The sequence below is a fragment of the Paraburkholderia diazotrophica genome, assembly GCF_900108945.1.
GTDB classification, from domain to species: domain Bacteria; phylum Pseudomonadota; class Gammaproteobacteria; order Burkholderiales; family Burkholderiaceae; genus Paraburkholderia; species Paraburkholderia diazotrophica.
Window position 1 is genome coordinate 1 of record NZ_FNYE01000015.1, and the last position, 22,958, is coordinate 22,958.

23 protein-coding genes and 1 pseudogene are annotated in these 22,958 nt (G+C 64.9%); 18 read left to right on the forward strand and 6 right to left on the reverse strand.

Annotated features, from left to right (window positions below):
• The 3 genes from oxlT to BMW76_RS19620 all read left to right on the forward strand — a co-directional run.
• Positions 1 to 983 (forward strand): oxalate/formate MFS antiporter (gene oxlT, locus BMW76_RS19610; RefSeq protein ID WP_090868025.1); only part of this gene is annotated, 983 nt, incomplete at its 5' end.
• 35 nt (positions 984 to 1,018) lie between these two features.
• Positions 1,019 to 2,116: a LysR family transcriptional regulator gene (locus BMW76_RS19615; RefSeq protein WP_090868028.1), complete on the forward strand. Its 1,098-nt coding sequence runs from the start codon at positions 1,019 to 1,021 to the stop codon at positions 2,114 to 2,116.
• Between the two features lie 68 nt (positions 2,117 to 2,184).
• On the forward strand, positions 2,185 to 3,636 hold the full coding sequence (locus tag BMW76_RS19620; RefSeq protein ID WP_090868030.1) for an aldehyde dehydrogenase family protein: 1,452 nt from the start codon (positions 2,185 to 2,187) through the stop codon (positions 3,634 to 3,636).
• Between the two features lie 94 nt (positions 3,637 to 3,730).
• Here BMW76_RS19620 and BMW76_RS19625 read toward each other — a convergent pair whose 3' ends face one another.
• The 3 genes from BMW76_RS19625 to BMW76_RS19635 form a co-directional block, all read right to left on the reverse strand.
• Complete coding sequence (locus tag BMW76_RS19625; protein ID WP_090868032.1) at positions 3,731 to 4,708, reverse strand: 2-dehydropantoate 2-reductase; 978 nt, start codon at positions 4,706 to 4,708, stop codon at positions 3,731 to 3,733.
• A gap of 258 nt (positions 4,709 to 4,966) precedes the next feature.
• The gene (locus tag BMW76_RS19630) at positions 4,967 to 5,590 is read right to left on the reverse strand and encodes a LysE family translocator (RefSeq protein WP_090868034.1); all 624 of its coding nucleotides are present in this window, start codon (positions 5,588 to 5,590) and stop codon (positions 4,967 to 4,969) included.
• A 209-nt stretch (positions 5,591 to 5,799) separates the two neighbouring features.
• A complete protein-coding gene (locus tag BMW76_RS19635; protein WP_245763284.1) occupies positions 5,800 to 6,291 on the reverse strand; it encodes a hypothetical protein in 492 nt (163 codons plus the stop codon).
• 265 nt (positions 6,292 to 6,556) lie between these two features.
• Between BMW76_RS19635 and BMW76_RS19640 the strand changes: the two genes are divergently transcribed.
• The 3 genes and pseudogenes from BMW76_RS19640 (at position 6,557) to BMW76_RS19650 (ending at position 9,574) form a co-directional block, all read left to right on the forward strand.
• Positions 6,557 to 7,342, forward strand: a complete 786-nt coding sequence (locus tag BMW76_RS19640) for a hypothetical protein (RefSeq protein ID WP_090868036.1) — start codon at positions 6,557 to 6,559, stop codon at positions 7,340 to 7,342.
• A 348-nt stretch (positions 7,343 to 7,690) separates the two neighbouring features.
• Positions 7,691 to 9,112 (forward strand): annotated as a pseudogene (locus tag BMW76_RS19645) (DUF2252 domain-containing protein).
• Between the two features lie 207 nt (positions 9,113 to 9,319).
• Positions 9,320 to 9,574, forward strand: a complete 255-nt coding sequence (locus BMW76_RS19650; protein ID WP_090868039.1) for a GlsB/YeaQ/YmgE family stress response membrane protein — start codon at positions 9,320 to 9,322, stop codon at positions 9,572 to 9,574.
• A gap of 192 nt (positions 9,575 to 9,766) precedes the next feature.
• Here the strand turns inward: BMW76_RS19650 and BMW76_RS19655 are convergent, their stop codons facing one another.
• Positions 9,767 to 10,630 (reverse strand): polysaccharide deacetylase family protein, encoded by an 864-nt coding sequence (locus BMW76_RS19655; protein WP_090868041.1) that lies wholly within the window; start codon positions 10,628 to 10,630, stop codon positions 9,767 to 9,769.
• Between the two features lie 248 nt (positions 10,631 to 10,878).
• On the opposite strand from BMW76_RS19655, the gene BMW76_RS19660 reads away from it, so the two are divergent.
• From BMW76_RS19660 to BMW76_RS19700, 9 genes are all read left to right on the forward strand, one after another.
• Complete coding sequence (locus BMW76_RS19660; protein WP_090868043.1) at positions 10,879 to 11,754, forward strand: LysR family transcriptional regulator; 876 nt, start codon at positions 10,879 to 10,881, stop codon at positions 11,752 to 11,754.
• Between the two features lie 155 nt (positions 11,755 to 11,909).
• Positions 11,910 to 13,169, forward strand: a complete 1,260-nt coding sequence (locus tag BMW76_RS19665; protein ID WP_090868045.1) for a D-amino acid dehydrogenase — start codon at positions 11,910 to 11,912, stop codon at positions 13,167 to 13,169.
• A 79-nt stretch (positions 13,170 to 13,248) separates the two neighbouring features.
• Complete coding sequence (locus tag BMW76_RS19670) at positions 13,249 to 14,157, forward strand: glutamate/aspartate ABC transporter substrate-binding protein (RefSeq protein ID WP_407668981.1); 909 nt, start codon at positions 13,249 to 13,251, stop codon at positions 14,155 to 14,157.
• 49 nt (positions 14,158 to 14,206) lie between these two features.
• Complete coding sequence (locus BMW76_RS19675) at positions 14,207 to 14,998, forward strand: SDR family oxidoreductase (RefSeq protein ID WP_090868047.1); 792 nt, start codon at positions 14,207 to 14,209, stop codon at positions 14,996 to 14,998.
• Positions 14,999 to 15,159: 161 nt separating this feature from the next.
• A complete protein-coding gene (locus BMW76_RS19680; protein WP_090868049.1) occupies positions 15,160 to 15,411 on the forward strand; it encodes an oxidoreductase-like domain-containing protein in 252 nt (83 codons plus the stop codon).
• 55 nt (positions 15,412 to 15,466) lie between these two features.
• The gene (locus tag BMW76_RS19685; RefSeq protein WP_090868050.1) at positions 15,467 to 16,327 is read left to right on the forward strand and encodes an NAD-dependent protein deacetylase; all 861 of its coding nucleotides are present in this window, start codon (positions 15,467 to 15,469) and stop codon (positions 16,325 to 16,327) included.
• A 112-nt stretch (positions 16,328 to 16,439) separates the two neighbouring features.
• Positions 16,440 to 17,072 (forward strand): DUF938 domain-containing protein, encoded by a 633-nt coding sequence (locus tag BMW76_RS19690; RefSeq protein ID WP_090868052.1) that lies wholly within the window; start codon positions 16,440 to 16,442, stop codon positions 17,070 to 17,072.
• Between the two features lie 365 nt (positions 17,073 to 17,437).
• Positions 17,438 to 18,847 (forward strand): NADP-dependent phosphogluconate dehydrogenase, encoded by a 1,410-nt coding sequence (gene gndA, locus BMW76_RS19695; RefSeq protein ID WP_090868054.1) that lies wholly within the window; start codon positions 17,438 to 17,440, stop codon positions 18,845 to 18,847.
• Positions 18,848 to 19,184: 337 nt separating this feature from the next.
• The gene (locus BMW76_RS19700; RefSeq protein ID WP_090868055.1) at positions 19,185 to 19,511 is read left to right on the forward strand and encodes a DUF4148 domain-containing protein; all 327 of its coding nucleotides are present in this window, start codon (positions 19,185 to 19,187) and stop codon (positions 19,509 to 19,511) included.
• 137 nt (positions 19,512 to 19,648) lie between these two features.
• On the opposite strand, the gene BMW76_RS19705 is transcribed toward BMW76_RS19700, so the two are convergent.
• Both BMW76_RS19705 and BMW76_RS19710 read right to left on the reverse strand, forming a co-directional pair.
• Positions 19,649 to 20,398 carry a DUF2968 domain-containing protein gene (locus BMW76_RS19705; protein ID WP_245763285.1) on the reverse strand — a complete coding sequence of 250 codons (750 nt, stop codon included), beginning with the start codon at positions 20,396 to 20,398 and terminating at the stop codon, positions 19,649 to 19,651.
• Between the two features lie 55 nt (positions 20,399 to 20,453).
• Entirely contained in the window at positions 20,454 to 20,774 is a 321-nt protein-coding gene (locus BMW76_RS19710; RefSeq protein WP_090868059.1) for a hypothetical protein, read from the reverse strand.
• A gap of 238 nt (positions 20,775 to 21,012) precedes the next feature.
• Here BMW76_RS19710 and BMW76_RS19715 point away from each other — a divergent pair, with 238 nt between their 5' ends.
• The 3 genes from BMW76_RS19715 to BMW76_RS19725 all read left to right on the forward strand — a co-directional run bounded on the left by BMW76_RS19715 (position 21,013) and on the right by BMW76_RS19725 (position 22,892).
• Entirely contained in the window at positions 21,013 to 21,324 is a 312-nt protein-coding gene (locus tag BMW76_RS19715) for a cupin domain-containing protein (protein WP_087737378.1), read from the forward strand.
• 268 nt (positions 21,325 to 21,592) lie between these two features.
• Positions 21,593 to 22,348, forward strand: a complete 756-nt coding sequence (locus BMW76_RS19720; RefSeq protein WP_090868061.1) for a peptidoglycan DD-metalloendopeptidase family protein — start codon at positions 21,593 to 21,595, stop codon at positions 22,346 to 22,348.
• 322 nt (positions 22,349 to 22,670) lie between these two features.
• Positions 22,671 to 22,892, forward strand: coding sequence for a hypothetical protein (locus BMW76_RS19725; protein ID WP_090868063.1), 222 nt, complete (start codon positions 22,671 to 22,673; stop codon positions 22,890 to 22,892).
• Positions 22,893 to 22,958: the final 66 nt, after the last annotated feature.

The following is a 22,958-nucleotide window of genomic DNA, read 5'->3' on the forward strand; positions in this document are numbered from 1 at the left end:
CGGGCGGCGTGTACGGCACGTGCGTCGGCAATGCGCTCAAGTGGTTCCCGGACAAGCGCGGCCTCGCCGCGGGCCTGACGGCGGCGGGCTTCGGCGCGGGCGCGGCCATCACGGTGATCCCCATCGCGAACATGATCACGGCCAAGGGCTACGAGCACACGTTCCTGTTCTTCGGCATCCTGCAAGGCGTGGCGATCTTCGTGCTCGCGATGCTGCTGCGCAAGCCCGACACCGCAAAAGCGCCACCTGCGAAACGCAAGTTCGCGGTGACCAAGGCCGATTACACGCCGGGTCAGATGATCAAGGCGCCCGTGTTCTGGGTGATCTATCTGTGTTTCGTCGCGGTTGCAGCGGGCGGCCTGATGGCGACCGCGCAAATCGGGCCGATCGCGAAAGACTGGGGCCTCGCGAACCTGCCGATGACGCTCTTCGGCGCCACGCTGCCGCTGCTCACGATGACGCTGTCGGTCGACAACATCTGCAACGGCTTCACGCGTCCGCTGTGCGGTTTCATCTCCGACAAGATCGGCCGCGAGAACACGATGTTTGCGATCTTCATCGGCGAGGGGCTCGCGCTGCTCGGCCTCATGGAGTATGGCCAGAACCCGTATGCGTTCATGACGTTCGCGGCGCTGATCTTCCTGTTCTGGGGCGAGATCTTCTCGATCTTCCCGGCCATCTGCGCGGATACGTTCGGCAGCAAGTACGCTGCAGCCAATGCCGGTACGCTCTATACGGCAAAGGGCACGGCATCGCTGATCGTGCCGATCGCGTCGGTGCTCGCGGCGACGGGCGGCTGGAATCTGGTGTTCATCGTGTCGGCGGTGGTCACGATTGCGGCGGGCGTGTCGGCGAAATTCATACTTGCGCCGATGCGCGCGCGCTGGATCGCTTCATCGAACGAAACGTCGCACGAGCTCGAGCCTGAACTCGCGGCAAACGGCCCCGGCCTGCGTCACTGGCCGGAACAGACGGGCAAATAACGTCCGGATCACTCTTTCGCTGGCGACCTGAACACATGAACGTATCGCTGCAGCAATTGAAGGTGTTCGTCGCCGTCGCGCGTCAGCGGAGCTTCACCCGCGCGGCGCGCGAGTTCGACCTGACGCAATCGGCCGTGAGCCGGTGCGTGCGCGAACTCGAAGAGGCGATCGCTTTGCGTCTGTTCGATCGCACGACGCGTCAGGTCGAACTGACGACAGCGGGCTCCCGCCTCGAACGGCGCATCGCCCGCCTGATCGAAGAGATCGAGCTGACGCTGCGCGAAGAGCGCGCTGCGCATGAGGAGCACACAGGGCTCGTGGTCGTCGCGTGCGATCCCGTGCTGTCGTCGGGCTGGTTGCCCGAGCGGCTCGCGCGTTGCGCTTCGGCCTTTCCCGATCTGATCGTCACTGCGAAGGAACAGCCTCAACACGCGGTGCTCTCCGCCATCGAGCAGGGCGAAGTCGATTTCGGTGTGCTGTGCGATGCGAACATCGCGGGCGCCGACGTCTTTCACGCACAACCGCTCGTCTCGACGCCGCTTTGCGCCGTGCTGCCGCGCGTGCATCCCCTCGCATGCGGGGCCGCGCTGCGTTGGGAAGCGTTGCGCAATACAGAGCATGTCATGCAACTCGTCACGCTCAACGCCGAGGCGGGCACGCGCAACGCGACGGAGCGCGCGCTCAACACGCATCGCATCGACACGCAGCGCGCGAACCAGTGCGGGCATGTGGCGGCTGCGCTGCGCATGATCGAGCTGGGCCTCGGCGTCGGCGTGCTGCCTATCGACGCGCACACATCGACGCTGCCCGTCTCGCTTGTCGCGCGTCCGCTCGTGCCGGAAGTATCGGTGACGACGATGCTCGTGCGCCGCCGCAATCGCTCGCTGCGTCCGAATGCCGACGCGGTGTGGTCGCTCTTTGCCGGCACCGATTACCCGACGGGCGCCGCGGCGCGCGCGAGTCCGCGTGTGAGCACGGTTGTAAGCCCGGTCGTGAGCCCGGTCGTAAACCCGCTTGCCAGCCAGCAAGTGAATTCAGGCGCAGTATCTGCAACGCAAACAACAATACAAGGAGCAACGGACGAACCGATGCCGCTCGTCCCTGAAGGCGAGGCGCTGATGAGAGCGTCGTAGTCGAAGGGAGGGGCGGTTCAGCCGACGGTTCGCGAATATGCCATATCGCTTATCGCAAGGAGCACGAGATGGACACTGAAACCGACCTCAGACGCCATGAACTTCTCATCGATGGAAAACGGCTGCCGCCAGGCACCGGAGAATATTCGACCAATATCAACCCCGCGACGGAAGAGCCGATAGCGCTCGTCGCGCAAGGCAGCGCGCAGGACGTCGACACGGCCGTAAAGGCCGCGCGCGCCGCGCTCAAGGTATGGAACGGCATGCGCGCAGCGGAGCGCGGCCGCATCCTGATGCGCTTCTCCGAACTGCTGCGCGAGCACGAGGACGAACTCGTCGCGCTCGAAAGCCTCGATGCGGGCAAGCCGCTTGCAGCCGTCAAACGCCAGGACGTGCCCGCCGCAATCGACACGCTCGCGTACTACGCGGGCTGGTGCGACAAGATCAACGGACAGGTCGTGCCCGTGCGTCCCGACGCGCTGACGTACACGGTGCGCGAGCCTGTCGGCGTGGTCGGCGCGATCGTGCCGTGGAATTTCCCGCTGATGATCGGCATGTGGAAGATCGCGCCCGCGCTCGCGTGCGGCTGCACGATGATCGTGAAGCCCGCGGAGATCACGCCGCTGTCCGCGCTGCGCGTCGGCGAGCTCGCGCTGGAGGCGGGCGTGCCGCCCGGCGTGCTGAACATCGTGACGGGCAAAGGGCGCGTGGTCGGCGATGCGATCGTCGCGCATCCCGGCATCGACAAGGTGACGTTCACTGGGTCCCCTTCTGTCGGACGCGGCATCCTGCAAGGCGCGGCGGGCAACTTCAAGCGCGTGACGCTGGAGCTGGGCGGCAAGTCGGCGAACGTGATCTTCGCCGACGCGAACATCGACAACGCCGTGCGCGCGGCCGCATCCGGCATCTTCTTCAACACGGGGCAGGTGTGTTCGGCGGGCTCGCGCATTCTCGCGCATCGCGACATCTACGACGACGTGGTCGAGCGGCTCGCGACGCGCGCGAAGGCGATCAAGGTCGGCGATCCCGCGGAGCGCGAGACGACGATGGGGCCGCTCGTCTCCGCCGCGCAGATGAAGACGGTGCTCGATTACGTCGACATCGGCCGGAACGAAGGTGCGTCGATCGTGACAGGCGGCGCGCGGATCGGGCAAAAGGGCTTCTTCGTCGAGCCGACGGTGTTCGCGAATGTCGAGCACGAAATGCGCATTTCGCAGGAGGAAATCTTCGGGCCTGTCGCGAGCGTCGTTCCCTTCGACAACGAAGAGGACGCCGTGCGCATCGCGAACGGCACCGCGTACAGCCTGGCGGCGGGCGTGTGGAGTGCCGATATCGGCCGCGTGCATCGGGTCGCGCACGCGCTGAAGGCGGGCACCGTGTGGATCAACACCTACGGCTACACGGACGTGCGCCTGCCGTGGGGCGGCTCCGGCGATTCGGGCTTTGGCCGCGAGCACGGCGACGTCGCGATCGAGAACTTCACGGAACCGAAGGCGATCTGGCTCGCGATCGACCACTGACGTGTTGACGTGTCGACTGGGACGACGCTGCACATAAAAAAAGACCGGGCTCTACGCCCGGTCTTCCGCGTGCATCGCGTCACGCGAGTCCGATTCAGTCTCCCTGTAGCGCCATCTTTTCGCGCAGCTTGACGAGCGCGAGCACGATATCGATCGCGGGCGTCTCTTCGCCGACGAGCCGGCCCATCTCCTGCACGACGGTCAGGAGCGGATCGATTTCCATCGGCCGGCGATGTTCGAGATCGACGAGCGTCGAGGTCTTGTGCGCGCCGACGGCGCCCGCGCCGTCGATGCGCTTCTTCACGTCGACGCGAAAATGCACGCCGAAGTGATCGGCGATCCGCTTCGCTTCGAGCATCATCGTGCGCGAGACAGCGCGCGTGCCGGGGTCGCTCGTCAGCACGTCGAGCGTCGCGTGCGTGAGCGCGCTGATCGGGTTGAAGCACAGATTGCCCCACAGCTTCAGCCAGATTTCGTCGCGGATATTGTCGCGGATCGGCGCTTCGAAACCGGCCGCCTGCATCGCCTCGTGAAACTGCTGGATGCGCGGCGTGCGTTCGCCGTCCGGCTCGCCGATCGGGAATTTCTTGCCGTACACGTGCTTGATGACGCCCGGCTCGACGAGCTCGGCGGCGGGATACAGCACGCAGCCGATCGCGCGCTCGGGGCCGAGCTTCCCCCATTGCGAGCCGTCGGGGTCGATGCTCGCGAGGCGCGTGCCCTCGAACGTGCCGCCGTGCTTGTAGAAATACCAATAGGGGATGCCGTTGGTGCCCGTGACGATGGCCGTGTGCTTGCCGAGCAGCGGCTGCATCGAATCGACGACGCCCGGCAGCGAATGCGCTTTCAGCGTGACGATGACGATGTCCTGCACGCCGAGTTCGCCAGGGTCGGACGTGCAGCGCACGCGCGCCGACACCTCTTCGCCATCGACGATGAGGCGCGCGCCGTGTTCGCGCATCGCCGCCAGATGCGGGCCGCGCGCGATAAAGCTGACGTCCGCGCCCGCGCGCGCCAGCTGCACGCCCATCAGACCGCCGATCGCACCCGCGCCGAAGACACAGATCTTCATGGTTATCGCCTCCTGATATTGGAATCGTTGTGCGCGCGTGTGCAAGCGGGCGCTGTTTCCTGCCGGAAGTGCACGGCGAGCGTCCGTGGCTGCGCGGTGATGGCCTCAGCATACGGGTGCACAACGATCAGCGACGGCTAAAGTTTCGCCAGCTGCATTCGCGATCGCTTATGGCCGTGCTTCGGCTGCTTTTTGCACGATGCAAAAAACGAGCCACAAGAGCGGGTCCTAAGCCAGGCCATTCGTCCGGGCCATTCATCACGCCGAGCGCCGCACCAGCAAAAAGCTCACGCCGATCGCGCCGAGAAACATCCCGCAGCAGCGATTGAACCAGCGGCGCACTTTGGCGCGCGTCAGCCACTTGCCGAGATGCATGCCCGCCCACGAGTAAAGCGCGATCGCAAACCATTCGAGCACGAGGAAGCTCCCGCCGAGCACCGCGAACTGCGGCAGCATCGGCTTTGCGATGTCGACGAATTGCGGCAGAAACGCGGTGAACACGAGGATCGCCTTTGGATTGCCTGCGGCCACGAAGCATTCCTGGCGCGCGATGCGCCACAGCGACGCGTCGTCTTGCTTGAGCGCGTCCATCGGGCCGGCGTCGCTGCGCCACAGCTGGATCGCGAGCCAGATCAGGTAGGCGGCGCCCGTCAGCTTGATCGCGAGGAAGAACAGCTCGGATGCGTGCAGCACGACGGCGAGGCCCGTCGCGGCCAGCACGATCATGCCCGCGAACGCGACGAGGCGCCCGCAGCCGGCGACGAACGCGGTCATGAAACCGTGCCGCGCCGCGACGTTGATCGACAGCAGATTGTTGGGACCCGGCGCCAGGTTGATCGCGAAGCACGCGGGGAGAAAAAACAGCCAGGCGGTAAGAGACATGACGGCACGCTCGCGACGGGCCGCCGCGCTGCGCCCATCGGCATGGTGCGGCGCGGCAGCGTAATCAGGAAAGGAATGTTCGATTGTAGCGAAATGCCGGCGCGGCGCCGCCGTTACGCAACGCCGACGTAGAGGGGAGGGCGCTTACTGGACCGGCTGCAGCGCGTCGCGAAACAACGGGTCTCTGACGAGCGCATCGACGCTGAGCTTCACGATGTCGTCGAGTGCGAAGGCGGGATTGGTGAACTTCTGCCGATACAATGGACCGTCGTCGTCTTCGCATAGACGGTCTCTCTCGTCGATGCGTTGGTGACGAAGTAGCGCACGGTCATCGTCCAGACGGCGGGCGAGCGCACATCGTCGACGGACAGTGCTTCGATCCCGCCGCTCAGCACCAGCCTGTCGTGCGTGGTCACGGCGATGCCCGATTTGCGCCACGCGGCGGCGACGGCCTCGCGCACGGCCGTTTCGACGCCTTTCTTCAGCAGCACGGCTGTCGTCGCCGTGTTGACGATGCGGTCGGGCGTGATGTGGCCTTCGCGCGCGGGCATATACGGGAACTCGCGCGCGGCGGCGATGACGAGCGCGTTGTCGGCGGGCGTGACTTGCGACGAAGGGGCACGAGGGACGAAGAACGAGCAGGCGGCCGCGAGAAGCGCGAAGCAGGCGATGCCGGATCGTTTGAGCAGTAGCGGGTTCACGTCGATGGCGCAGCAGGCGGGTCGCTGCGGGAAGAAGTCGAAAGGCGAAGAGTTTGTCGGCGGGGTGTATCGAAGGAAATGAGACCCGTCCTAAATTTGGACGCGGGTTATCGCATTAGGACTGTTCTCACAATCCTGTTTCAGATATTCAGCGATACTCATCGATTTTTCTTTCGCCATGCCGTGTGCTGCTTTCAGCGCTCGGCCGTAGACAAAACCCGGCAGGCCGCCGATCCCGCACACACACTTCTAAATGGAACATCCGATGCTCGACACATCCGCGCTCAAATCGATGAAGCCTCTTTTCATGACGCCATGCTATGGCGGCGAAGTCGCGGCAAACTTCGCGAACAGTCTGCTCGCGCTCAACAACGGCTTATGGCAAACGGGCATGCAAGGCGCGGTGCGAATCCGGTCGGGCGAAAGCCTGATCACCCGTGCACGCAACGAGGCCGTCGCCGAGTTCCTGCTCGATCCGGGTTTCACACACCTGTTCTGGATCGACGCGGACATCGGTTTTTCCGTCGATCTGGTGTTTCGCCTGTTGCTTGCCGATCGCGACGTCGTGGCGGGCGTCTATCCGCTCAAGCGCTTCGACTGGCCGGCCGAGCTGCCCGCGGGTCTCACGCAGCATGGCTTTGCCGCGCGGTATCTGCGCTACCCCGTGAATGCGCACGATGGCGTTTCATCCGAAGTCGACGATGATGGTTTTCTCGAAGTCAGCGAAGCGCCGACGGGTTTCATGTGCATCCGGCGCAAGGTCATCGAGACGATGATCGCGCGCCTGCCCGAACTCAGCTATGTGCCGGACGGCCCGCCGGATTCGCCGTTTCGCAATCTCTGTTACCGGTTCTTCGACGTGATGGTCGAGCCGTCGACGCGACGCTACCTGTCGGAGGACTATGCGTTCTGCCGTCGCTGGCGCGACATCGGCGGGCGCGTATTTGTCGATACGCAATCGAAGCTGTCGCATCAGGGCATCTACACGTATCACGGCGACTTCGGCGCGTCGCTCGCGGCCAGTCCGCATACGGCTGTCGGCGGCGCGTAGACTTGCGCGCCCGTGCGCAGCGAGATTTAATACGCTCCAGCGATGGACGTTTACGATCTAGCGGGGCAGCCAGCATCGACGGGAAGCGGCAGTCGGCGGCAACCTGCGGCGCGCGCCAACCACGCGCCGGCGTGTCTAAAAAACCGGATATAACCGAACATCAGTGAACGCAACTGAACAGCGCACAGCGCGACCTGCCGCCGCTGTGCGGCGCAACACGGAGCAAACGAACCCACGGAGCGAACCATTTACGCCAGCCCGAAGCGATCAAAAGTCACGATGCGTCGTCGTCGCAAGCCGTCGCCGTGCGGCGCGATGCAAAGCTGATTCACAAGAACGGAGAAAAGCATGAAGGCGAGCACCATCGCGGAACGGGAAGCCAGTGGGCGCGCGGCCCGCGAGCACGCAAAGCGCTCCAGTCACCGCGCGATCGGCCATATGCACCGCAATCCGATCGATCTGCTGCGTCAAAGCAGCGAAGGCCGCGTCGAGCGGCTCGTGCCGCTGCGCTATGGCCGCATGACGGTGTCGCCGTTCGCGTTCTTTCGTGGCAGTGCGATCGTGCAGGCGCACGATCTCAGCATGACGCCGCATACGACGCTCACTCTGCCCATCTGCGGCGATGCGCATCTGCTGAACTTCGGCGGCTTCGCGACGCCCGAGCGCCAGCTGATCTTCGATCTGAACGATTTCGACGAGGTTTCCGCCGCACCTTTCGAATGGGACCTGAAGCGCCTGGCGGCGAGCTTCGTCGTCGCGGCGCGGCACATGCGCTTCAGCCGTGGCGCGGCCTATGACCTCGTGATGACGGCCGTCAACCAGTACCGCGACCGCATCGCGCAGTACGCGCAAAGCGGCGCGCTGGAACTGTGGTACGAGCGCATCACGTTCGACCGGATGGTCGACATGGCCGTGAATGCCGAGAATCGTCGGCTCATCCGGCGCGCGATGGAAAGGGCGAGCGGCCGCACGCACGAAAGCATGCTGGAGAAGATGGCGGAGCGCGACGGCGACCGCTATGTAATCCGCGACGCGCCGCCCAGTCTCTTTCACGTGCACGGTTCGAGCACGCTGTTCGATTCCACGGACGACTGGTTCACGCTCGGCGACTGGCGCAAGCTGATTCACGGCATGTACGAAGGCTATCTGAAGACGCTCTCCGACGATCGGCGCGAACTGCTCGGCAACTTTGCGCTGCACGATCTCGTGTTCAAGGTAGTGGGCGTCGGCAGCGTGGGCACGCGCTGCCTCGTGCTGCTAACGGCCGATCCGCACGGCAAGCCGTTGTTCCTGCAAGTCAAGGAAGCGCGGCGCTCGGTGATCGCGCAACATTACAAGGCGGGCTCGCACAAGTCCGAGCCCAGGCACGAAGGCGAGCGCATCGTGCAGGGGCAGCGCATGTTGCAGGCGGCAAGCGATATTTTTTTGGGCTGATCGACGGGGCCGTCGGGCGGGCACTTCTATATGCGTCAACTGCGCGACATGAAACTGACGCCGAACGTCGATTTGCTCGATGTCGACCAGATGAACGGCTATGCGCGTCTGTGCGGCTGGGCGCTGGCGCGCGCGCACGCGAAGGCGAGCGGCAAGGCGATCGAGATCGGCGCGTATATCGGCCGCAGCGACCAGTTTGCTGAAGCGCTCGCCGAGTACGCGTCGGCGTACGCGGACCAGGTCGAGCGCGACTATGACACGTTCATGAAGGCGTGCCGAAGCGGAGAAATCGAGGCGCGCACCGACGACGACATGTCCGCCGATTTCCGCATCTGATCGCCGCGTCCGGCGCTATGAGGCGTCACCTCGCGGTCGCGCCGTGACGGCGGCGCGCGCTTCGCGGCATCGCGGCATCGCGGCATCGCGGCCCAATCCGCGCAATCCGCGCAACGCGCGCGACGCCGTCATACAGAAATGCAGCGCAGTCTGGCAGTATCGAGCAGTAGCAGTGCACCGTGGTGCCCACTTTCATCGGAGGTTCGCATGCTTTCCCTCATCGGTACGATAGTCGTCGGCTTGATCGTCGGTTTGATCGCGCGCGCGCTCAAGCCGGGCGACGACAGCATGGGTCTCATCTTGACGATCATCATCGGCATTGCCGGCTCGCTGCTGGCGGGCTATGTCGGGCGCGCGCTCGGTTGGTATCAGCCGGGGCAGGCAGCGGGCTGGATCGCGTCGATCATCGGCGCGATCGTGCTGCTGGTGATCTACCATCTCGTCCGGCGCCGCACCGCGTAGGGGCTGCTGCACAGGCGCCGCCGCATGGGCGCGCAGCCCGGCGCGATGCGGCGCGCGCCGCGCCGGGTCTGACACGCAAACATTCGCAAACACACGCAAGCCCACGCGAGGACACGCTGCGTGACGGCACGCTTCACGCGCGCTCGTCGCGCAGTCACGCGACGCCACGCTTCACGTGCGCGCGTCGGGCGGTCACTCGCCGCGCGCCTCGCGCAGCGTCACGAAACGCAAGCCGCGCGCGCGGACCGTTTCGATCAGACGCGGCAGCACGTCCAGGACGACAGGGTTGCCCGACGCGCCGAGTGCCGCCGTCGCATCGTGCACGAGCAGGATGTCGCGTGCCGCGAGCCCGTCGACGAGCCGCTCCAGCACGCGCTGCGGATGGCGCTCGCGGGTGTCGAAGCCGCGGCGCGTCCACGCGGCGAGCCGCAGATCGAGCTTTTGCAGCACCGGTTCGAGAAACACGTTGCGCAGGCCGGCCGGCGCGCGGAAGAACATCGGGCGCTCGCCCGTCAGCGATTCGAGCGTGCGCTGCGCGGCGTCGATCTCTCGCGTCAACCCGCGTGGCAGCGTGACCGAGAACGTATGCACGTGAACCTGCGAGTGGTTTTCGACGGCATGCCCGCGCGCGACGATTTCGCGCATCAACGCCGGATGACGTTGCGCACGCGCGCCGATGCAGAAGAACGTCGCACGCACGCCGTGCGCATCCAGCAGATCGAGCACCTTGGGTGTGACGACGGGATCGGGGCCGTCGTCGATCGTGAGCGCGACGGCGTCCGCGTTGCGCGGCGTGTCGGGCAGGCGCGTCCAGTTGGGGCCGAGCAGCGATGAGCGCGGCCATAGCCCGATCGCCACGACGACCAGATGGCTCGCGACGATGCCCGCGACCCACCAGGGCCACGCGGACGGCGCGAATATCCAGCCGGCGAACATCAGCACATGCCACGCGAGCGTGGCGTTGAACATCGGCGGATTGCCGGTGCGAGGCCAGCGGCGGCGGATGGGCTCTGCCGACCCGGCGGCGCGCGGCAGTGGCGGATTCGGTTGATTCATGAGGCGTTGTGCCTGCCGGTCTTTCGTTTCGCGAGGCGGGCAGGCATTTCGTGATGCACGTCAAACGCGAACGATACCATTCGCGCGTGTCGCGTCCGGAATTCGGCGGCCTTTCGTGCGAGCGACATGGGTCCACGGCAGGGCGGGGAGCGCCGGGGCATCATCGGCCGTGCGGATCGTCGAACGGGCCATCGAAAGACAGTATGCTTGACCCCTTTCCACTCACCCGCTGACCTCCATCCCGCGCCATGCGCCTGCGCCACATCGAAGTTTTCCACGCCATCATGCGCACCGGCTCGCTATCGAAGGCGGCCGAATTGCTGTGCGTTTCGCAGCCCGCTGTAAGCAAAGTGCTCGCGCACGCGGAGCGCAGCGTCGGCCTGACGCTCTTCAACCGCGTGCACGGCCGCCTGCAGCCGACGCGCGAAGCCGAACTGCTGTTCTCCGAAACGCAGAAGCTGCAGACGAGTCTCGACAGCATCCGCGATCTCGCGCGCAATCTGGCGCTGCAACCCGAAGGGCATTTGCGCATCGGCTGTCTGCCGAGCCTCGGCTTGAGTCTGATTCCATCGACCGTCGAAGCCTTCCGGGCCGCGTACCCGCGCGTGTCGCTGAAGATCCAGACGCGGCACACGGAAGAACTGCTGAACGCGCTGCTCACGCGCGATCTGGATCTTGCCGTCGCGCTGAATCCGCCGGCGCGGCCGGGCATCGCGTCCGTCGAACTGGGGCGCACGCCCGTCGTGTGCGTCGGCCCGCGCGACGACAACCCGGCAGCCGGGCCGCTGGCGCTCCAAACGCTCGTCGAAGGCGACTGGATCAGCATCGGCAACGTCGATCCGCTTGGCGAGCTGATCGGCAATGCGCTGCACGCGCTCGGTCTCGACGGGCATGTGCCGACCGTCGAGGCGCAGACGTGGCATGTCGCCCGCGCGCTGGCCGCGCGCGGCATCGGCTATGCGCTGCTCGACGAGCTGACCGCGAAGAGCGGCGCAGAAGCCGTGACCATGCGGCCGATCGCGCCGCCGCTGTCGGTCGGCGTGTATGCGTTGACGCGCGACGGCGGCATGGCCTCGCGGGCGGGCAACGCATTCGTCGACGTGCTGCGCGCGCGCTTCGTGTAAGCGCCCACGGGGCGCGCGCGGCGCTGTTACGCGACATGAAGCGCTCGTGCAACGACTTAACCCAAGGTTATGCAGCCGCGCTTTCCTTCATTTGATGCGGCAATTTCGGCGCGCGACACTTGCCTGCAATGAAAACGCAAGGGTAGTGAGCATTCATGCATGTGTGTGTCCTCGGAGCGGGCGTCGTCGGTTTGACGACGGCCTGGAGACTGGCCCGCGACGGCCACGACGTGACGATCGTCGAAGGGCGCGATGGCGCGGCGCTCGAAGCGAGCTTCGCCAACGGCGGGCAACTGAGCTACAGCTATGTCGCGCCGCTCGCCGATCCCGCCGTGCTGCCGAAGCTCCCTGCGTGGCTCCTGAAGCGCGACTCGGCGCTGCGCTTCATTCCGCGTTTCGACATTGGCCAATGGCGCTGGTGCGTTGCGTTCCTGCTCGCGTGCCGCAGCCATCGCGCGCGGCAGACGGCGCTCGAACTGCTGAGCCTGGGCGCGCTCAGCAAGGCGGCGCTGCATGAGATCGTCGAGAGTGAGCCGCTCGTGTCCGGCTCGTTCGACTATGTGCGCAACGGCAAGCTCGTCGTCTATCGCGATGCGCACGAGTTCGAACGCGCACGGCGCAAGATGGAACTGCTCGTCGAGGCGGGCTCCGACCAGCGCGCGCTCGACGCGAGCGAATGCGCGGCGCTCGAACCGGCGCTCGCGCACGCGCAGCCGCTGCTCGCGGGCGGCATCCATACGCCGTCGGAAGAGGCGGGCGACTGTCAGCGCTTCACCTCGGCGCTCGCGGATGCGCTGCAACAGCGCGACGCCGTGACAATCCGCTACGAGACGCGCGTGCGAGAACTCGTGAGCGACGGCTCGCGCATCGTCGCGGCGCGGACGGACGACGGCGATATCGAAGCCGATGCGTTCGTCGTCGCGCTTGGGCTCGGCAGCGTGCCGCTGCTCGGCGCGCTCGGCGTGCGTCTGCCTGTTTATCCGCTGACGGGCTACAGCCTCACGATTCATGATGCCGATGCGCGTCACACGCCGGGCGTCAGCGTGACGGACCTGCATCGCAAGGTCGTGTATGCACCGCTGGGCGGGCGTCTGCGGATCGCGGGCATGGTCGAGATAGCGGGCCTGAAGGACGCGCGGCGCGCGGGGCGCATCGCGCTGCTAAAACGCCACGCGCAGGAGATCTTTCCCGCTGCCGGCGATTACGCGAACGCGCAGACGTGGTGCGGTCACCGTCCCGCGACGCCCGATTCGAAACCGTTGATCGGCAGGACGCCGTACCGCAACTTGTGGCTCAATACGGGCCACGGCGCGCTGGGCTTCACGCTCGCATGCGGCAGTGCGCGCGTGATCGCCGATGCGATCGCGGGGCGCGAGCCATCCATCGACATCGCAGCCTATGCATACGACCGCTGAACCCGTTGCACCCGTAAAGCCTGCATCAAACAACAGCCACATAAACAACAACCGCTACACCACAAGACATGGAGATGACATGAAAACGACGACGATGACGAAAGCCGCACTTGCCGCGCTGATGACGACGGCCTTCGCATGCAGCCACGCGCAGGCGCAAGACGAGAGCGCGACGCTGAAGAAGATCCGCGAAACGGGGGCGATTTCGCTGGGCGTGCGCGAGTCGTCGGTGCCGTTCTCGTACTACGACGAGCAGCAGCACGTGATCGGCTATTCGCAGGCGATCGCGCTGAAGGTCGTCGACGAGGTGAAGAAAGAACTCAACCTGCCCGATCTGAAGGTTCGCGAGATTCCCATCACGTCGCAGAACCGCATCCCGCTCGTGCAGAACGGCACGATCGACATCGAATGCGGCTCGACGACGCACACGAAGGAACGCGACAACCAGGTCGCGTTTTCGAACAGCTTCTTCCAGTACGGCGTGCGCATGATCGTGAAGAAGGACTCGGGCGTGAAGGACTTCGGCGATCTCGCTAACAAGACGGTCGTGACGACGGCGGGCACGTCCGAAGAGCGTCTGCTGCGCCAGATGAACGCGGAGAAGTCGATGAACATGCGCCTCATCAGCGCGAAGGATCACGCCGAGTCGTTCCTCAACGTAAAGACGGGGCGTGCCGTCGCGTTCGTGATGGACGATCCGCTGCTGTACGGTGCAAAGGCGAAAGAGGCGAACGCGGACGAGTATCTGATCACGGGCACGTCGCCGATGTCGGAAGTGTATGGCTGCATGTTCCGCAAGGACGACCCGGGCTTCAAGAAACTCGCCGATGGCGTGATCGCGCGCTTGCAAACTTCTGGCGAAGCGGCGAATCTCTATCAGAAGTGGTTCACGCAACCGATTCCGCCGAAGGGCATCAACCTGAAATACCCGTTGTCGGCGGAGATGAAACAGCTGTTCGCGAAGCCGAACGACCGCGCGCTTGATTGATGCGCATGCGTCGCGGCGTGTCGCGGGCAGATCAACCTGGAGACATGTCGTGACGCAATCGCAGGTACAGGAACAAGCACAAGGAGAAGCACAGAACAAAGTCGCGCTCGTGACGGGCGCGGGCAGCGGCATCGGCAGGGCGACGGCGCGCAAGCTGCTTGCGAACGGCTACAGCGTCGTGCTGACGGGACGCAGGCAGGCCCCGCTCGATGCGCTCGCCGACGAAGCCCGCGAGCGCGGCGAGGACGCGTTCGCCGTTGCGTGCGACGTGACGGACGCGGCGAGCGTCGCGTCGCTCTTCGACGCGATCCGTCTGCGCTATGGGCGGCTCGATTTGCTGTTCAACAATGCGGGCCGCAATGCGCCGCCCGTCGAGATCGACCAGATCGAACTCGACGACTGGCGCTCCGTCGTCGATACGAATCTGACGGGCGTGTTTCTCTGCACGCGCGCGGCGTTCGCGATGATGAAGGCGCAGACGCCGCAGGGCGGCCGCATCATCAACAACGGCTCGATCTCCGCGCATGCGCCGCGGCCGTTGAGCATCGCCTATACGGCGACCAAGCACGCGATCACGGGCCTCACCAAATCGGTGTCGCTCGATGGCCGTCCTTACGACATCGTCTGCGGCCAGATTGACATTGGCAATGCCGCGACGGAGATGGCCGAGCGGATGGCGCGCGGCGTGCCGCAGGCGAACGGCACGATCGCCGTCGAGCCGCTGATGGACGTCGAATACGTCGCCGATGCCGTGCTGCATATGGCGAATCTGCCGCTGTCGGCGAACGTACAGTTCATGACGATCATGGCGAGCAAGATGCCGTTCGTCGGGCGCGGATGACGCGCGCGTTATTGCGGCAAGCGATGTGGCGAGCAGCACGGCGCGGGACGGTATCGCGTGACGACATTGCGGGACGAGATCGCGTAACGATATGGAGGTGACACAGCGCCGTCGTGTTGCCCGACTTATACTGGACGCTCTCCCAAACGCTGGAAGTGGATGTGACTGCAGACGAGGCCGCGCGTCAGCCGGCCGACGACGATCCGCGCCCCACGCCGCCGACGCGGCCCGACCCCGACGAGTGCTGTCATAGCGGCTGCGATACGTGCATTTTCGATCTGTACGAAGACGAGCTCACGCGGTATCGCGCGGCACTGGCTGCATGGGAAGCGCGGCATGCGCAGCCGTCCGCGCCCGAGTCCACGCCCGCAAACAAGCCGCGCAAGCCGCAAAAGTCGCGTGCAAGGCGCTGAGCCTGCCGCACGTCCACAATCCGAACACCGTCCTGCGCAACTTCATGACCGACTCATGAAAGACCTCCCGCCCCCGCTGATCGAACCCCAGGCGCTTGCCGCGCTGCAAGATTTCGTCGAGCGCCATCCGCGGCTCTTCGTGCTGACGGGCGCGGGTATCAGCACCGATTCCGGCATTCCCGGCTATCGCGACGAAAACGGCGAATGGAAGCGCTCGCCCCCCATCACGCTGCAGGAATTTCTCGGCTCCGTTGCGTCGCGCCAGCGGTACTGGGCGCGCAGCACGGTCGGCTGGCCCGTCGTCGCGCAGGCCCAGCCGAACGCCGCGCACCGCGCGCTCGCGCGGCTCGAATCCGCGAGGCACGTGCGCTCGCTCGTCACGCAGAACGTCGACGGCCTGCATCAGCGCGCGGGCAGCAGCGAGGTGAACGAGCTGCACGGCAGCATCGGCGCCGTGGCGTGTCTCGATTGCGGCGCGCAGCATACGCGCGCGTCGATCCAGCAGAGGCTGATCGACGAGAATCCCGCGTTGCTCGATGTGATCGCCGAACCCGCCGCCGATGGCGACGCGCATCTCGAATGGCATGACCTCGGCGCGTTTCGCGTGCCTGCGTGCCCCGATTGCGGCGGCCTGTTGAAGCCGGCCGTCGTGTTCTTCGGCGAGAGCGTGCCGAAGCCGCGCGTCGAAGCCGCGACGCATGCGCTCGAGGCCGCCGATGCCGTGCTCGTCGTTGGCTCGTCGCTGATGGTGTATTCGGGCTATCGCTTCTGCGTGTTGGCGCAGAAGATGGGCAAGCCGATGGCCGCGATCAATCTCGGGCGCACGCGCGCCGATCCGTTGCTATCGTTGAAAGTGCAGGCGCCGTGCGGCGATGCGCTCGCGGCGCTGGCGGCCAGTCTTGCAGCGCGCGGATGAATCGGCGTGGACGATTTCCGATGAGACTTTCGATACGCTCGCGTATGATCGCGGCCTCGCTTAACGAATGCATACCCGTCCTCCGTACGGGATCACGATGTACTGAACCACGATGACCACGCCTGATCTCAACGCGCGTCAACACGCGCCCGCCGCCGAGCGCAACCGCGAGCCGATTCTCGCCGTGCTCGAACGCGTGCTGCCCGCCACGGGCACCGTGCTCGAAATCGCGAGCGGCACGGGCCAGCATGCCGTTCACTTCGCCGCGGCGCTGCCGCAACTCGTCTGGCAGCCGAGCGATCCCGACGAAGGCGCGCGCGCGTCGATTGCTGCGTGGACGGCGGCGAGCGGTCTATCGAACGTGCGCACGCCGCTCGCGCTCGACGTGCGCGAAGCCCAATGGGGCATCGATGCCGCCGACGCGATCGTCTGCATCAACATGATCCATATTTCGCCGTGGGCATCGGCGCAGGCGTTGATCGACGGCGCGGGGCGGCTCATGGGTCCGGGCGGCGTGCTCTATCTGTACGGGCCCTACCGGCGCGGCGGCGCGCATACGGCGCCGAGCAACGCGGCATTCGACGCGCAGTTGAGGAGCCGCAATCCGGCATGGGGCGTGCGCAACATGGAGGACATCGTCGCGCTCGCAGACGCAGCAGGCTTCGCATGCGACGAACCGATCGCGATGCCCGCGAACAACTTTAGCCTCGTGTTCCGGAAACGCCAGCCGTCGGCGAAACTCTGACCCTGCATCTGACGCGCTCTGCCGCGATGTGTTTCGCGGACTAAGCTTGAGAGGCGTGCCGCGCGCACACCAGCGCGCATCGTGATGACGCCATGCAACCACAGCGCCGCGACAGCGAGCGCACGGAAACCGAAACATTCGAACGAACGGCAAGGGGCAGACGGCATCGGGCGCGCGGCATCGGGCGCTGTCGACGCGCAAGCGCGTCGAAAGGCGCTCGCATCGTCGATGCCGGACATGGACGGACGGTGGCGAACCGGTAGCAAGCGAGCGTCATCCGGGCATTTCTTTTATCCTTTCATCCTCGACGCCGCGCCTCGATGGCTGGCGCGGCTTCACGACTTACTGGAATCTGGAGAATTCACATGGGCAAACAGGCAATCGGCGTAGTGGGGCTGGCGGTGATGGGCCGCAATCTGGCTCTGAACATCGAAAGCCGCGGTCACGCGGTGTCGGTGTTCAACCGCACCCGCGAGAAAACCGACGAACTGATCGCGGAGTTTCCCGACCGTAAGCTGGTTCCGACCTATACGCTGGAAGAATTCGTCGATTCACTGGAAAAGCCGCGCCGCATCCTGATGATGGTGAAGGCGGGCGAAGGCACCGATGCGACGATTGCCGCGCTGCGCCCGCTGCTGGAGAAAGGCGACATCCTGATCGACGGCGGCAACACGCATTTCACCGACACGATCCGCCGTAACCAGGACCTCGCGAAGTCGGGCCTGCATTTCATCGGCACGGGCGTATCGGGCGGCGAGGAAGGCGCGCTCAAAGGCCCGTCGATCATGCCGGGCGGCCAGCGCGACGCCTATGACCTCGTCGCGCCGATCCTCACCGAAATCGCGGCCAAGGCGCCCGACGGCGAGCCGTGTGTCGCGTACATGGGCCCGGACGGCGCAGGCCACTTCGTGAAGATGGTGCACAACGGCATCGAATACGGCGACATGCAGCTGATCGCCGAAAGCTACTCGGTGCTCAAGCAGGTGGCCGGTCTGTCGAATGAAGAATTGGGCGCCGTCTACACCGAGTGGAACAGCGGCGAACTGGACAGCTACCTGATCGAAATCACGTCGAAGATCTTCAGCAAGAAGGACGACGAGACGGGCAAGGACCTCGTCGATGTGATCCTCGACCGCGCCGCGCAGAAGGGCACGGGCAAGTGGACGAGCCAGAATGCGCTCGACCTCGGCGCGCCGCTGCCGCTGATCACGGAAGCCGTGTTCGCGCGCGTGCTGTCGTCGCTGAAGGATCAGCGCGTCGCGGCGAGCAAGGTGCTCGAAGGGCCCGCGACGAAGCCGTTCTCCGGCGACCGCGCTGCGTTCATCGAGTCCGTGCGCCGCGCGCTGTATTTCAGCAAGGTGATCTCGTATGCACAGGGCTTCGCGCAGCTGCGCGCGGCATCGGAAGAGTACAAGTGGGATCTGGACTACGGCACGATCGCGAAGATCTTCCGCGCCGGGTGCATCATCCGCGCGCGCTTCCTGCAGAAGATCACGGATGCCTACGGGAAGGACAAGGCGCTCGCGAACCTGCTGCTCGATCCGTATTTCCGCGACATCGCCGCGAATTACCAGGGCGCGCTGCGCGACGTCGTGATCGCCGCGACGACGGCGGGCGTGCCCGTGCCGGCGTTCTCGTCGGCGATCGCGTACTTCGACGGCTACCGCTCGGCGCGTCTGCCCGCGAACCTGGTTCAGGCGCAGCGCGATTTCTTCGGCGCGCATACGTTCGAGCGCGTCGACAAGCCGGGCAGCTTCCACGCGAACTGGTCCTGACGGAACGGCCAGCCGCTTTGCGGCTCGTTTCCGCTTCGCAGAGCGGCTGTTCTTGCAACGCCCCGGCGCCCGCGCGGCGCTGGGGCGTTTCTCTTTCTTTATCGCGCCGCGCATTGGGCTTGCTGGCGCTATTGCACGAATTTTGAAACACAGTGTTGCGATTCGACGATCTCAAAAACCCGCTTGGCCTGAATTTCACCTGGTTGTTGCAATTTCAACAATAGAGTTTCGTTGAATAAGGGATTTCCCTAGGTCGCTTGCCTCCTTAAACTTACCTCAACGCTGAACGAACACGGTGTTCGAAGCGAATCAAAAAACAAGTTTTCGGAGGTTGTCCATGAAAGCCCTGATTTCCGCAGTCGTTCTCGCTGCCGCAGTTGCTGCTCCCGTCGCATCGTTTGCGCAATCGAACCAGCAGCCGCTGACGCGCGCTGAAGTTCGCGCCGATCTGGTCCGTCTAGAAAAGGCCGGCTACGATCCGCTGTCCGATCGCACGGAATACCCGAAGAACATCCAGGCCGCCGAAGCACGCGTCCACGCACAAGACGCCGTCGCGCAAGCCGACACGACCGGCTACGGCGTGCAGACGAACGGCACGTCGCAAGCGTCGACCCGTTCGCTGGCCGATGAAAAAGGCCCGCGCTCGGTGTTCTTCGGCAACTAAGCCGGACCGGGCACTACAACCGTCGCAAGCGCGGTAAATGAAACGCCGGCCAGGATTGTCCTGGCCGGCGTTGTCGCGTCTGATGCCCAAAGATAAGAGCACGAAGAAAACACGAAGAAAGCAACAAGAGCCGACGCTCAACGCGGCATATGCGGTATCGCCTCGTTGCTCGCGACGTTCAGCTGATGCACCTGTCGATGCATCTTGTTCAGCTGGGCCTGCGCGGCCGTACGCTGCGCTTCGAGCTGCGCCACTTCCTTGCGCAACTGATGCTGACGGCTCGTGACGGTCTGATCCTGCGCGGACGTGCGTTGCAGGCTCTGGCGCAGACGCTCGGCCTGCGTCTCGGATTCGGCGATCAGGCGCTTCAACTGTTCGTTGTGTGCTTCGAGTTGCAAGCGTCGGGTCTGATCGTCGGCGAGACGCGTCGCCTGTTCCTGCATGTGGTGAAAGAGCTGCTTCGCCATGTTGAGATCGCTCGTGGTCAGCACGCGCCACAACTGATCGTCCTGCAACAGCGCGACGAAATATTTCAATTCCCTTGGATAGAACAGCAGGTTCACCGAATAGTCAAAAGTGCGAAATATATGAAACACGGTGAGCTCTTCGTTGTCGAGCATGCGCTCGACTTCGGCTGCGTCCGCCAGTTGCACGGCGCGTCCGTTCGCCTGCGCGGGCGTGAGCTGCACCGCATGCAGCGGCGTCACGGGGCGCAGCGGCGGATTGACGGGCGATGGGCCGGGAGTCTCGGACGGCGTGCTGTCGCTCGTCGGTTCCTCGTCGATCTGGGCGGATTGGCTGTGCGGCACGTCGGGCGCCTCGAAGTGAAACTGATGCGCGGCGCCATTGCTGGCCGGCGCGCGACGCATGTGCAGAAGACTTTTCACGATGAATCCTCGATAGGCGGGCGAAATGCCCGACCTCTTCAGGGTTGCGGGCGCATCAATGCAGCGTGCGTTGCGGACGCGCGAGATCGTCGAATAGCGCATGGTCGGGTTCAAGCGCGAAGAGCCACGACTGGTCGTATTCGCTGAGCGTTTCGAGCGCTTGCCGTAACTGCTCGACCGCGACGGCGGGAATTTCGACGCTCGCTTCGACGCCGCTCGACAGCTTGCGCACGCTCGCCAGTTGCACGAGGGCATCGGCGGCTTCGGCAACATCGACGGCGAACACGAGATGCGCATTGAGCAATTCGACCAGCGCGGGCGATGCCGTCATCTCATCGACGTTCAATTGCACGGCAAGAAACAGGGCTTTGTTCATCGGACCTCCTCGCTGGCATCGAACCACTGATGGTGGACCGACCGTCTCGCCGCGCATCGCCATGCGCGCACCTATTCGTCTGACAGGACACCAGGTTCAGTATAGACGAGCACTTCAGCTATGCAATGGCTTGCGAACCGCATGAAACGGTCGTCTGCGGGGTGCGAGCAAGCAGCGTGCACGGTCGGGACGGCCACTATAATGACCCCTCCCGACACTGAGAACGAGCGAGCAGGCCATGAAAATCGTCCGCAGCAGAACCTTTACAGCCGAGCGTGCGTGGGGCGCGCTCGACATCGCGAACATGAACGGCATCACGACGCGTCTGCACTGGACCGATCAGCCGTACAAGTGGCACGTGAACGATGGCGAAGAAGTGTTCGCCGTGCTCGATGGCCGCGTGGAGATGCGCTATCGCGAAGCGGGCGTCGAGCATTCGACAGTGCTGGAGACGGGCGACGTGTTCCATGCGTCGATCGGCACCGAGCACGTTGCGCATCCCATCGGCGAGGCGCGCATTCTGGTGATCGAGTCGGAAGGCAGCGTATGACCGGCCGCTCGTCGCACGGCGTCAATTGATTCGGATTGCAAACGGATTGACAACGGGTTGACAACGGATTGCCAACGGAGTGGACGCGGCAGCAGATGCGTCGGGTCAGGCAATCCCGACACGTTGACGTCGGGCGATCGTCATTTTGCAGACCGATGAGCGAGGCATAATACTTGCACCGCAGATTGCATTTTCGATCCCGCTACACGTTCAAACGACGGCAGGCTTTCGAGGGCCGCTGTCTCACATCGCGTCGAGGGCCACAAAAATGACAGTAAAACGGCAACACGTCGTCACGCAGCTTCTGGTTTCGCTTGCCGCCGCGAGCATGCTCGGCGCGTGCACGACGTATCCGTGGGAAACGACGCAGGCGCCCACGTACCGGACGCAAGGCGGCGCCGCGGCCAATGGCGTGCCCGCCGGTTTCTATCGCGTGAATCCCGGCGATACGCTGCAAAGCGTCGCGGGCGCGTTCGGCCAGCATGCGCAGGACGTGGCGACGTGGAACGGGCTGACGCTGTCATCTCCCGTCGCGCCCGGCCAGGTGCTGCGTGTCGGGCCGCCGTCCTTCGCGCAGACCACGCCTGTGCCGACGCCCACGCCTTCGACGATACCCGTTCCGCCGCCTGCTGCCGCACCCGCTGCGCCCGCCGCGCCCGTGCAAGGCGTGCTCGCGTGGCCGTTGCGCGGGCCGATTCTCAAGCCGTTCGTGCCCGGCAGAACCAAGGGCATCGTGATCGGCGGACGCCCGGGCGATCAGGTGAGAGCGGCCGCCGCGGGGCGCGTCGTCTACGCGGGGACGGGCATCGAGGCGTATGGGCCGCTCGTCATCATCAAGCACGACGACACGCTGATCACCGCCTATGGACAGAACAGCCGGCTGCTCGTGCAGGAAGGCGATGCCGTCGCGCAAGGCCAGCCAATCGGCGAGGTGGGCGCGGACAACAACGGCGTGCCGTCGATCCAGTTCGAAGTGCGCAAGGACGGCAAGCCCGTCGATCCGCTTGGGTGGCTGCCGCGATAAACAGGCGATAAGCACGCGATAAGCACGCGAATCAATCCATAAAAATCCGCGCCGCGCCCGTTCGGGTCCGTTCAACGGGCGCGGTTTTATCGGCATCAGATCGGATGAATGGACCCATGCGGGCAGCACGCCCGCATCCATCCGCGAGACAACACATCGACAACCGACAGTTGGTCCGCAGCAATCACCCCGGCATGATGAAGTCGGCACAAGTCCCGTCGCATAAGGCTTCGTGGCGTTATGGCATGGTGCGTGCAGCAAGTGGACCGAGCACGGCGCCGCTCGCGCTCACCATTCCACATACCGTTGCCGGAGACACATCATGAACACTTTGCTTGTGAAAGACCTGCCGAGGGTCGATGAACTCGATCGCGAAACCGCCAGGAGGGTGCGTGGCGGCATGCTCACGATAAAGGCGGCGGAACCGCCGGCATGGCTCAAGCTTCCCCCTGTGACGATGCCCGCCCAGGTGACGCTGCCGCTGCATCCCGTGGTCATGCCGTACGACGGGCCGATGCCGCCGCAGGACCCGCGTCTGCAATGACGCCTGGGTTGTCGAAAGAACTGATCCCCAAAATGCAACGAGGCGAGACCGCAGCGCGGCTCGCCT